The sequence below is a fragment of the bacterium genome (genome assembly GCA_016124905.1).
Classification (GTDB): Bacteria; Pseudomonadota; Alphaproteobacteria; order Rickettsiales; family RI-342; genus RI-342.
In genome coordinates this window covers 1-11,769 of record WGMV01000023.1, presented here as the reverse complement: position 1 = coordinate 11,769, position 11,769 = coordinate 1, and the positions used below count along the sequence as shown (strand labels likewise).

The following is an 11,769-nucleotide window of genomic DNA, read 5'->3' as shown; positions in this document are numbered from 1 at the left end:
CCTTTCCATGTTCCAGCAACCAGAGTCTAAAACCACGGGAGATTTGCGAAAAACCTTCTCGTTCCTTGTTTGCGATATTCAGAGCCATGCGTGCTTGAATGGGCTCATCCAGCTGAAGAAAATCGAAAGTTCGTTTGATGAAAATGATTGCCGCTTGCGCACGTTCGAGCAAATCCTGCTGAATGCCAAGCTCCGCCATATGGTTTTGGAGCATCTCTGAGACACCGCAGGTCATGTCAAGAAACTCGTTGGTTTCTTCCGGTTTATGGGTGAGGTGCCGATAATATTTAATGTGCCGTTCAGCCAGGTCGCTGTAGGAACCTTTTAAGGCCAGATTCATTTCAGGGTCTGATCTCAAAAATTCCATGATATCTGTGACAAAGGCCCGTTTCTGTTCATCCACGCAGTTGCAAAGCAATGCAAAGCCTACGCCGATGACAGCGGTGTCATAGATCTCGGTATTAAAGATTCTGCTGTCCTGGTTCATGGAACGAAAGGTAACAACCTTGTGTTGTGGTTGTATGACGGCCGACCTGTTTTTAATGATGTTTTTGTTACAGGTTAAACCTGTGCCCAGCTGATGCGGGCGTACTGGTAACCGGTGATAAGAGTAATGGCGGCGGCCAGCCAGAAGAGGATGTGGCCGATATCGGTGACATGCCAGCTGTCGAAGGCTCCGTCGCCCACCATGATGCAGCCGACTGCCACCATCTGCACATTGGTTTTGACCTTGGCGAGAAACGTTACAGGCACTTGGACCTGCTTGTCGGCCAGGAATTCCCGCAGGCCGGAGATGAACATCTCGCGCAGGATGATGATGATGGCGGGGATGACATGGGCGCGGCCATCGCCGACCAGCATGAGTATGCAGGCGGTGATGAGCAGCTTGTCGGCGATGGGGTCCAGGAATTTGCCGAGGTTGCTCTGGCTGTGCCAGATGCGGGCGAGGTAGCCGTCGAAAAAATCGGTGAAGCAGGCCCAGGCGAAAATGCTCCAGGGCAGCCAGTAATGCCAGAGGCCATCGGTGAGGTAATAGGCGGGAATGACCAGAAAAACGGCCAGGATGCGCCCCAGGGTGAGCCAGTTGGGCAGGTGTTGTTTGATGAATCCGCTCATGGGGGCTTTCAGCTTAAGGGGCTGGAGGGAAAATAGTCGGTTACCCCTGGCTTGGCAATCAGTTGCGGAAATGGCTGTGGATTTTCTCGGCTACGGCTTCGTTGATGCCGCTGACCTGGAGCAATTCCTCCATGCTGGCTTCCATGACGGCCTTGCCAGAGCCGAAATGCTGCAGAAGAGCCTTTTTTCGGCGCGGACCGATGCCGGGGACATGGTCCAGCGAGGATTCGGTCATGGATTTGCCCCGTTTGGCGCGATGGGTGCCGATGGCGAAGCGGTGGGCTTCGTCACGCAAGCGCTGCATGTAGTAAAGGGCTGGATCCTGTTCCGGCAGGCGGAAGGGCTCCTTGCCCGGCATGCAGAGCTGTTCTCTTCCCGCGTTACGATCAACCCCTTTGGCCATGCCGACAATGGCGATGCTTTCTTTTTCGGTATCCAGGCCGATTTCCTTGAGCATGGCGACCACGGCATTGACCTGGCCGACACCGCCGTCGATGATCATCAAGTCCGGCAAGACGGGTTCGGCGCCGTCATCGGATGTTTTTGAGGCGGCGCGGAAGCGTCGCTGCATGACTTCGCGCATCATGCCGAAATCATCGCCCGGCGTGGTTTTGATGTTGTATTTGCGGTATTCGTTTTTCTGAAACCCTTCCAGCCCGGCGACGACCATGACGCCAACCGAGTGAGCGCCCTGGATATGGGAATTGTCGTATATCTCGATGCGCTCGGGCGGGGCAGAAAGGCGCAGACGTTCGGCCAGAGCTTCATGCAGTTTCAGCTGGCTGCTGCTTTCGGACAGTTTGCGCGCCATGGCATCGCGCGCGTTTTTAAGGGCGAATTCCACCGCCGCCATTTTTTCTCCGCGCTGCGGAACCGCAAGTTCCACGCGGCGGCCCTCTTTCTGGGAAAGGGCTTCGGCCAGCAGGTCCATTTCGCTGGCGGGATGCTGGATGAGCAGAAGGCGCGGGGCGGGGTAGCTGGTGTAATGCTGGATGATGAATTGCTGCAGAATGTCGGCATCGCTCATATCGGCATCGACGGAAAGGAAGCTGCTGTGCATGCCCGCCGCCTGGCCATTGCGAATGGAGAGAAGCTGGATGCATGCCTGCCCGGCATCGCGGTGCATGGCCAGGGCGTCTGTTTTATCCAGCGACGGATAGAGCAGCAGGCTGTTTGCGTTGATGCGCGCCAGCGCGCGGATGCGGTCGCGCAGCTGGGCGGCTTTTTCGTAATCCATGTTGGCGGCCGCCTGCTCCATCTGGCTGGCGAGCTGCTTGTGGATGCTGTCGTTTTTGCCTTCCAGAAACTCAGCGGCCTCGTTCAGCAGGTGTTTGTAGTCGGCCTCGCTGATGAGATTGACGCAGGGAGCGCTGCAGCGCTTGATGTCATATTGCAGGCAGGGGCGCGTGCGGTTGGCAAAATAAGAATCGCGGCAGGGGCGAAGCAGAAAGGCTTTCTGAAGCATGTCGAGCACTTCGCGGACCGCCGAGGCGGAGGGATAGGGGCCGAAATAGAGGACGTTGCTTTTTTTGCTGCCGCGATATTTGGCGATGCGGGGGTAGGGGTGTGAAACGTCGATGGCGATGTAGGGGAAGCTTTTGTCATCACGCAGAAGGATGTTGTAATGCGGCTTGAGGGATTTGATGAGGCCGGCTTCCACCAGCAGAGCCTCGGCCTCGGTACGGGTGGTGACAAACTGCATGCTGCGCGTGAAACTCACCATGCGTTGCAGGCGTTTGGGCAGCTGCTCGATGCGGGTGTAGGATGAGACGCGCTTCTTCAGGCTTTTGGCCTTGCCGATGTAGAGCACCTCGCCCTTTTCGCCGAGCATGCGGTATACGCCCGGCGCATCGGGCAGCAGCGCCAGATTGGTTTGGATGACTGAGATACCTTGCGGGATGGAAGGAGCCGTTACCATGGTTTGAATATAAGGCCTGCACCGACAGCAATAAAGCCAAAGCCGACCAAAATATTCCAGCCGAGCGGTTCTTCGAGGTAGAGAACGGAAAAGCCAGCGAAGACCAGCAGGGTGATGACCTCTTGAATGGTCTTAAGCTGGGCTGCGCTCATCACCTGATGGCCGATGCGGTTGGCGGGCACCTGAAGGCAATATTCGAAAAAGGCGATCAGCCAGCTGACGAGAATGGCAAGCCAAAGCGCCGACTGTTTGTATTTCAAATGGCCATACCAGGCGGTGGTCATGAAGAGGTTGGATGCCGTCAGCAGAAGGATGGTTTGAAGAGTGGCTGGCATGCCGGTCCTTGTAAAACAGCGGGTTAGCTTTTGTCCACGAAAGCTGTGGATAAGTTTGTGTATATCCTTTTGGTGGAATGCTGCAATGGAGGAAAAAGCTGGATTGTACGCTTGATGATGTGGAATGCCGAAAAAAAACTAAGCTGTTGTTTTTAAACAAGTGACTGGCGTTTAGCGCAGATGGTTAAACTACATATGGGGGTGTTTTTTACACTTATGAAATTTTTATAATGTCAAGAGGGCTAATGTGCATAATCGGCAAATATGTGGCCATGTTGCCACGCTGCCACGGCTATGTGCATGTAATTGAAGAGCTGGAAGGGATGAGCGCTTGCGATGCCGGGGGCGGCCTGCTTTATTGCGCCCATGCCAATCGATTTTTGCCATGCATGACGCCAGCTTTCTGATGGACGTGTTGCTGCTGCTTGCTGCCGCGGTTGTGGTGGTGGTGGTGTTCAGGCGCATGAATGTGAGCCCCGTGCTGGGATATCTGGTAGCGGGTGGTTTGATTGGCCCCTATGGGTTTGGCGTGATCAAGCACGCAGACAGCACGGCGGGCATTGCCGAGATCGGCGTGGTGTTTCTTCTTTTCATGATTGGCCTTGAGCTTTCGTTTGAACGTTTGCGTGATATGCGGCGCCATGTGTTTGGCCTGGGAAGCATGCAGTTTGTGTTTACCGGGCTGCTGCTGATGATGATGTTGATGCTGCTGTGGCAAAAGCACTGGGCGGTGGCGCTGGTGCTAGGGTTTGGGCTTGCGCTCTCTTCCACGGCCATTGTGCTGCAGGTGGTGCGGGAGCGTGGCGGGCAAGCCAGCCAGGTGGGGCGTCTTTCGCTTGCGGTGCTGCTGCTTCAGGACCTGGCGGTGGTGCCGCTGCTGGTGGTGGTGCCGCTGCTGGCGGGCAACGACCAGGCTGGGATTGGATTGCTGCTGGGCAAGGCGCTCATCAACGGTATGATCGTGATGGTGGCCATTGTTCTGATCGGCCGGTTGTTTCTGCGGCCCATCTTTCGTCTGATTGCGAGCATCGACAATCAGGAGATTTTCGTGGCGCTGACTCTGTTGATCGTGCTTGGCAGCTCGTTTGCCACTCACAGTATGGGGCTTTCCATGGCGCTGGGAGCGTTTCTTGCAGGATTGCTGGTGGCGGAGACGGAGTTCCATCATCAGGTGGAGGCGGATATCATGCCTTTCAAAGGGCTGTTCCTCGGCCTGTTCTTCATGACCGTTGGCATGCAGCTGGATATAGACCTGCTGAAGAACGACACCCTGTTCATCGTGCTGTGCACGCTGGGGCTGGTAACGCTGAAAAGCGCCGTGCTTGCGCTGGTGTGCCGGTTGTCGGGCATACGCTGGCCGGTGGCCATCCAAACCGGGCTGCTATTGTCACAGGGGGGGGAGTTCGCGTTCATTCTGTTCGGCCTGGCGGCGGAGAGCAAGCTGCTCGACAAGGGCACCTCGCAACAGCTGATGGTGATTGTGACCATGTCGATGGCGGTAACCCCGCTGCTGGGTGTGACAGGCGAAAAACTGGCGCGCTGGATGGAAAAGCGCAACACGGCGCAGCCTCAGCATATCCTGGCCGATACCAGCGACCTTGATCACCACGTGGTGCTGGCCGGGTTTGGCCATGTGGGGCAAAGCCTGGGCGAGATGCTTGAGATGGAGGGAATCGCCTATGTGGCGATTGATACCAGCGCCAAGCTGGTGTCGGAGCAGCGCAAGAAGCAGAAGCCGATCTATTATGGCGACACGCGCCGGGCGGATGTTTTAGATGCGGTTGGCGCCAACCGGGCTTCGGTGATTGTGTTTACCTATACAGGCGGGCAGGAGCTGGCGCGCAGCATTGCCGCCACCAAGCGTGCCTACCCGGGCACGCTGATCGCCGCCAGGGCGGTAGATTCCGCCAATGCCGACAAGCTCCGCCGGGCCGGGGCGAGCGTGATTATTTCCGAATATCTGGAAACCAGCCTGCTGTTTGGCCAGGCGGTGCTGAAGGCCCGCGGGGTGAGCGATATTGAAACACGCCGCATTGCCCAGGCCATCCGCTACAAACTCGGGGCGACGGGAAAAGGAGCGGAAGCTCCCGCTGAGGCAGGGCCTTCACATTCTAACTGACGGCATTCATTAATTCCGCTAAGAGGACTTCCCCTGTAAAAGAAGCCATTATGTCACAAGACCATATTCGCAATTTCGCCATCATCGCCCATATCGACCATGGTAAATCCACCCTGGCGGACCGACTTATCGAAAAGGCCGGCAAGATTGAGGCGCGTGAGATGAGCGCCCAGCTGCTCGATAACATGGATATCGAGAAGGAGCGGGGCATCACCATCAAGGCGCAGACGGTGCGGCTGAACTATAAGGCGAAAAACGGCAAAACCTACCAGTTGAACCTGATGGATACGCCGGGGCATGTGGATTTTGCCTATGAGGTGTCGCGCTCGCTGGCTGCGTGCGAGGGGTCCATTCTGGTGGTGGATGCATCGCCGGGGGTGGAGGCGCAGACGCTGGCCAACGTCTATCAGGCGATCGACAATAACCACGAGATCATTCCCGTGCTGAACAAGATCGATTTGCCTGCCGCTGACCCGGACCGGGTGAAGGCGCAAATCGAGGAAGTGATCGGGCTGGATGCGAGCGAGGCGATTCCGTGTTCCGCCAAGACGGGGATGGGGATTGAGGATATTTTCGAGGCGCTGGTAACCAAGCTGCCGCCGCCGCGTGGGGTTGAAGCCGATCCGTTGCGCGCGCTGCTGGTGGATAGCTGGTATGACCCGTATCTTGGCGTAATGATTCTGGTGCGCATTGTGGATGGGGTGCTGAAGAAGGGCGCCAAGATCCGTATGATGTCCAACGGTTCGACGTATCAGGTGGAGCGCGTGGGGGCTTTTACACCCAAAAAGGAACTGATCGACGAGTTGAAAACCGGTGAGATGGGCTTCATCACGGCGGCCATCAAGCAGGTGGCGGATTGCTCGGTGGGGGATACGATTACTGAAGACAAGCGTCCCGCTGACGAGGCATTGCCTGGATTCAAGCCACATTTGCCGGTGGTGTTCTGCGGGCTTTACCCGACAGATAATGCCGAGTTCGACCATCTGCGCGAGAGCCTTGCCAAGCTGCGGCTGAACGATGCAAGCTTTACGTTTGAGGTAGAGAGTTCGGCGGCGCTCGGCATGGGTTTCCGCTGCGGATTTCTGGGATTGCTGCATCTGGAGATCATCCAGGAGCGCCTGGAACGTGAGTTCAATGTGACGCTGATTACGACCGCGCCGAGCGTGGTTTATTCGCTTGAACTGCGTAACGGCGACACAAGTGAGCTGCACAACCCGGCCGACCTGCCGGACCCGTCGCACATCGCTTCGATCAAGGAGCCATGGATCATGGCGACTGTGCTGGTGCCGGATGAATATCTGGGCAATGTGCTGAAGCTGTGCGAAGAGAAGCGCGGCGTGCAGAAGGACCTGACCTACGCGGGCAACCGGGCGATGGTGAAATACCGCCTGCCGCTGAACGAGGTGGTGTTCGATTTCTACGACCGTTTGAAATCCTGCTCCAAGGGTTATGCCAGCTTTGATTATGACATGGATGGCGTGGAGGATTCCGACCTGGTGAAGCTTCAGATCCTCGTGAACGGAGAGCCGGTGGATGCGCTGGCCATGCTGGTGCACCGGACCAAGGCGGAAGGACGCGGGCGCAGCATGTGCGCCAAGCTGGTGGACCTGATTCCACGCCAGATGTTCCCCATTCCCATCCAGGCGGCCATCGGCGGCAAAATCATTGCCCGCGAGACGGTGAAGGCCATGCGTAAGGATGTGACGGCCAAATGCTATGGGGGGGATATTACCCGCAAGCGTAAGCTGCTGGAAAAGCAGAAAGAAGGCAAGAAAAAGATGCGCATGGTGGGCCGGGTGGAGATTCCGCAGGAGGCCTTTATTGCCGCCCTGAAAATGGATGATAATTAAGAATTTAACCTTATTGTCATGTCTTTTTGTTAGGGTTTGCCTGCATTAAAGCAGGTTAAACATGACATTCGCACGCCGATTGTATTACGCGCAGGGCTATGAGACATTCGCGGCTGCAAATGGCGCGGCGCTGGATATTGCGCCCTACTGGCATCAGGTTTTTACGCAGGACCTGCATGACACCATGTTTGCCAACACGATGCGTGCGGCGCATCTGATGCCGGTTGGCGAAGTGTTTAACTCTTACTCTCCTCAGTTACGGCAACCACGATACCATGCCGGGGAAAATGGCGTGCATATGGATGAGCAGGATCATGCGTTGGCGGATTGGCGGCTGGAGCAAAGCGGCGGCCGGGTCAATTCGCATATTAGCGTGTGGCAGCGTTTTACGACAGCCTTAGGGGGGCTGCATCATGGCTGATCTTTATCCGGCATGGGCGCACCCAGTGGCTGAGGACGATGCGCGTGAAGAGCTGAATGCTCAGCGAATGGCCTTAACGAGGCGCTATCAGTCCGATGGATTATTTCATTATATCAAAACCGGGGAAGAGAATTGTAAGGATCTTCTGACCCATGCGGGGATGATACTCGATCGTGAAAGGGCATCCGCAAAAAGCCTGGCGGAGGTTTTTCTGCAGCAGAATCCCGGCTTTTTTGATGAATATCCCACCAGCAGCATTCTGGTGTTCTACCCACCCAGCGCGGGCATTATTCAAGCTCTGGGAACGGTGGAGGCGCTTAAGGAAGCCTACCCCGGCAGGACGATCGTTCCCTGTCCCGTTGCCTTATCTCCAGGGCGCGAAGATATTCATCATGTGACGGTGCATGATGTGGGCGAGGGGGAATCATTACGGCGTATTTTAACGGATGGTGCAGGACTGCCTTATCTCCTCCTGACGGATGGCGTGGTGTTTCACGGAAAGCAGATGTCGCAGGTTATCAAGCAGCTGCCGCATTACATGACCGCGTCACAACAAGGCGTCATCCCGATATTATCAGGTCGCTTGATGGAACCTGCGCTGGAAAAGAACGAAGCCCTGACCAAGCTTATCGACCCCGATCAGGCCGTATGGGGTGGTGGGGTAGGCGGGTGGCTGATCCGTTCTGTCAAAAGCATGACGGATGGCCCGAAAGGGCCGCCGCCGGATGTGCAGCTTTATTTCATGGGTGAGTATGAGCCCGAGATAGGAACGCCCTATATTGATTTGGGCGAGGTGATTCGCTTTATGCAGCATATGGAGCTGCACAGGCCGGAATGGTTCAAGGAAGCAATGGGGGTGGATAGTCTTGAAGCGGTGCTCAGACTTTCTGAACTGGATGGGCCTGTGTGCAAGACCAACTTAGATGCGCTGGACCGGAAATACCGGCAGACAATAGAATATGAGATGGACCTTTATTCTCTGGACGAGAACCCAGGCTTTAATCCTAACCTAATGATTCAACGGTTGTAGGTATCCCGATCCAGCGTTTTTTCCGATGCATCCACGATGGTGGTGATGGTGGCGTCGCCGGTGATGTTGATGGTGGTGCGCACCATGTCGAGGATGCGGTCCACGCCCAGGATGAGGGCGATGCCGCCCATGGGAATGTTCACCGACGTCAGCACCATGCCCATGAAGATGATGGAGCCGCTGGGAATGCCCGCCGCGCCGATGGAACCGAAGGTGCAGGTGATGATGAGCACGAGATATTCATGCATGCCGAGATGCACGCCGAAAATCTGGGAGAAGAACACGGCGCAAAGGCCGAGATAGATGGCGGTTCCGTCCATGTTGATACAGGCGCCGAGCGGCATAAGGAAGTTGGTGCTGCGTTCGGAGACGCCGAGCTTTTCCTGCAGCTCGCGCATGGCGGTGGTGAGCGTGGCCTTGGAGGAAGAGGTAGAGAAGGCCATCAGCTGCGTGGTGAACATTTTTTTGTAGAATTTGAGCGGATTGAGCCGCGCCAATACCATCAGCATGATGCCGAAAAACACATATTGCACCAGGCAGGCGCCGATGACGGCCACGACAAATTGCAGCAGGGACTTGATGACATCCATGCCGAGTGTGCCGACGCTCCAGGAAATGAAGCCGAAAACGGCCAGCGGGGCGAGGCGGACGATCATCTCGATCATCTTGAAGCAGACCTGGGCGGATTCATAGACCATCACGCGCAGGTGGCGGCAGCGGTCGGCCACCAGGTTCATGGTGACGCCGGTGAAGATGGAGAAGACGACCACTTGCAGGAAGTGATCCTCCGTCATGGCACGCAGCGCGTTGGTGGGGATCATGCCGAGGATGAAGCCGCTGACGGTTTTGCTGTCGGCGGCGGATGCGGGCACGGTCGGCTCCGCCAGTGTTGATGGATCAATCGTCAGGCCGAGACCGGGGTTGAAGAGATTGCCGAAAAGCAGGCCCAAGCAGACGGCCAACATGGCTGTGAGGAAATAAGCGCCGAGGCCCTTGAGGCCAACGCGCGAGAAGCTGTGGGAGTCTTCCATGCTGGTAATGCCGGAGACGAGGGCGAAGAAAATGAGCGGGACGACCACCATCTTGATGAGGTTGATGAAGATGGTGCCGAGGATTTTGAACATTTCGGCATCCTTGCCGAAATAGAGGCCGGCCGTGATGCCGAGAATCAGTGCAATGAATACCTGCTGCCATAATTTGAGGCCAAAAAGTTTGGCTTCAACGCTGTCTCCGGCCATTACGCACTCCGGTCGTTTCTTAAAGGTGGGGTTTTCTAACATGGTTGCGCTGCGGGTGCAGCAAGGAATTGCAATGTTTTAAGCGATAGCCCTCTCGCCGATCCATGCTTCTTCAAATACCGATTCCGCAAGAGAGGCCTGGGCCTGCATCGCATTCCAACGGACACGCTGTGCAGCGAGGATTGCATCCGCCGATTCCCGCGCTTCGTACATACCGGTAATGACGGATTTTGGATTCTCGGCGCGATACCATATGGCGTCTTTTGGCAGCATACGGCCATCCTGGTCATGTAAATGAAAGCCCTGCTCCGCAAGATTTATGATGTTTGATGCCAGAGTGGACTCGTCGCTCGCTTTGTATTGCCAGCAATTTTCTGAACGGATGCGGCATTCGACCGGGACCGGTAGGCGATGGGGGAAATGGAACGTCAGTTTTTTAGGTACAAAGCCGTCGCTGTCTTCCATTAATTCTACATCCACATGGCCGATAAAATGCTCCTGGGCGCTGTGAATCTGGAACACAATATGAGGCTGAAGCCCATAACGGCAGAAGTTTGGCAGGTTGTTGATGGTCATATGCTACCTATGCGTTTGCAGGGATTATCCATGATTTACATGACAATTCCTTGACAGAAATCAGGCGGTTTTCTGTTCTTTGAGGCCCAGTTCGGCCATCATGGCCTCGCGCATCTTGAATTTCTGCAGTTTTCCGCTGACGGTCTGGGGGAATTCCGTCACGAAACGGACATGGGCGGGGCACTTGTAATGGGCCAGGCCCTTGCGGCAGAAATCCTTCACTTCCTGCTCGGTTAAGCTATGGCCATGTTTGAGACTGACCCAGGCGGCGGAGGTTTCGCCGAATTTGTCGTCGGGGATGCCGAAGATGGCCGATTGCTCGATGGCGGGGTGGGTGAAAAGAAATTCCTCGATCTCGCGCGGGTAGATGTTCTCGCCGCCGCGGCAGATCATTTCCTTGATGCGGCCGGTGATCTTGTAATTGCCGTCCGGGCGGCGGGTGGCAAGATCGCCCGTGCGCCAGAAGCCGTCGGGCAGGAAGCCTTTTTCGGTGCTGGCATCGTCCTTGTAATAGCCTTTCATGACGCCGTGGCCGCGGGCGCAGAGTTCGCCCTGCTCGTTGTCGCCGAGGGTTTGCAGGGTGGTGGGGTCTATGATTTTGGCTTCCACGCCGGGAAGGGGGCGGCCGATGGTTTCCACGCGTTGTTCGAGTGAGTCCTCGGCGCGGGTTTGGGTGATGACGGGGGCGGTTTCCGTCTGGCCATAGGCGATGGTGATTTCCCGTACACCCATGTCGCTGACGACGCGTTTCATGACTTCAATCGGGCAGGGGCTGCCCGCCATGATGCCGCTGCGGAGGCTTGGGTAGGTTTTGGGTTTGAAGTGCTTGTGCTCCAGCATGGCAATGAACATGGTGGGGACGCCGTAGACGGTGGTGCAGCGCTCTTCCTCAATGGCTTTCAGGCTTTTGCCGGCGTCGAAATATTCCGCCGGGATGACCATGGCCGCGCCGCGCGTCACTGCGCCCAGCGTGCCCATGACGCAGCCAAAGCAATGGTAATAGGGCACGGGGATGCACATGCGATCGGTGCTGGTGATGTTCTGGCAGCCGGTGACGTACCAGCCGTTGAAGAGGATGTTGCGGTGGGTGAGCTGTGCGGCCTTGGGGTAACCCGTGGTGCCGGAGGTGTATTGGATGTTGATGACCTCATCGGGTCTGGGGGCGG

The 11,769-nt window shown here is 56.4% G+C and carries 11 protein-coding genes; 4 read left to right on the top strand and 7 right to left on the bottom strand.

What is annotated here, in order from left to right:
* The 4 genes from GC177_06505 to GC177_06490 all read right to left on the bottom strand — a co-directional run.
* Positions 1–487 (bottom strand): hypothetical protein (locus GC177_06505; protein ID MBI1275606.1); only part of this gene is annotated, 487 nt, incomplete at its 3' end.
* 74 nt (positions 488–561) lie between these two features.
* Positions 562–1,116 (bottom strand): CDP-diacylglycerol--glycerol-3-phosphate 3-phosphatidyltransferase, encoded by a 555-nt coding sequence (pgsA, locus tag GC177_06500; protein MBI1275605.1) that lies wholly within the window; start codon positions 1,114–1,116, stop codon positions 562–564.
* 58 nt (positions 1,117–1,174) lie between these two features.
* A complete protein-coding gene (uvrC, locus tag GC177_06495) occupies positions 1,175–3,034 on the bottom strand; it encodes an excinuclease ABC subunit UvrC (GenBank protein ID MBI1275604.1) in 1,860 nt (619 codons plus the stop codon).
* The gene (locus GC177_06490) at positions 3,028–3,369 is read right to left on the bottom strand and encodes a hypothetical protein (GenBank protein ID MBI1275603.1); all 342 of its coding nucleotides are present in this window, start codon (positions 3,367–3,369) and stop codon (positions 3,028–3,030) included. The genes uvrC and GC177_06490 overlap by 7 nt, the downstream gene beginning before the upstream one ends.
* 385 nt (positions 3,370–3,754) lie before the next feature.
* Between GC177_06490 and GC177_06485 the strand changes: the two genes are divergently transcribed.
* From GC177_06485 to GC177_06470, 4 genes are all read left to right on the top strand, one after another.
* Positions 3,755–5,488 carry a potassium transporter gene (locus GC177_06485; protein ID MBI1275602.1) on the top strand — a complete coding sequence of 578 codons (1,734 nt, stop codon included), beginning with the start codon at positions 3,755–3,757 and terminating at the stop codon, positions 5,486–5,488.
* A 50-nt stretch (positions 5,489–5,538) separates the two neighbouring features.
* Positions 5,539–7,338: an elongation factor 4 gene (gene lepA / locus GC177_06480; protein ID MBI1275601.1), complete on the top strand. Its 1,800-nt coding sequence runs from the start codon at positions 5,539–5,541 to the stop codon at positions 7,336–7,338.
* A 61-nt stretch (positions 7,339–7,399) separates the two neighbouring features.
* The gene (locus GC177_06475; GenBank protein MBI1275600.1) at positions 7,400–7,759 is read left to right on the top strand and encodes a hypothetical protein; all 360 of its coding nucleotides are present in this window, start codon (positions 7,400–7,402) and stop codon (positions 7,757–7,759) included.
* Positions 7,752–8,789 carry a hypothetical protein gene (locus GC177_06470; GenBank protein MBI1275599.1) on the top strand — a complete coding sequence of 346 codons (1,038 nt, stop codon included), beginning with the start codon at positions 7,752–7,754 and terminating at the stop codon, positions 8,787–8,789. Before GC177_06475 ends, GC177_06470 begins: the two co-directional genes overlap by 8 nt.
* Here GC177_06470 and GC177_06465 read toward each other — a convergent pair.
* From GC177_06465 to GC177_06455, 3 genes are all read right to left on the bottom strand, one after another.
* Positions 8,777–10,069 (bottom strand): cation:dicarboxylase symporter family transporter, encoded by a 1,293-nt coding sequence (locus GC177_06465; protein ID MBI1275598.1) that lies wholly within the window; start codon positions 10,067–10,069, stop codon positions 8,777–8,779. The genes GC177_06470 and GC177_06465 overlap by 13 nt on opposite strands.
* 36 nt (positions 10,070–10,105) lie before the next feature.
* On the bottom strand, positions 10,106–10,603 hold the full coding sequence (locus tag GC177_06460) for a hypothetical protein (protein MBI1275597.1): 498 nt from the start codon (positions 10,601–10,603) through the stop codon (positions 10,106–10,108).
* 60 nt (positions 10,604–10,663) lie between these two features.
* On the bottom strand, positions 10,664–11,769 hold a 1,106-nt coding region (locus GC177_06455), incomplete at its 5' end, for an AMP-binding protein (protein ID MBI1275596.1).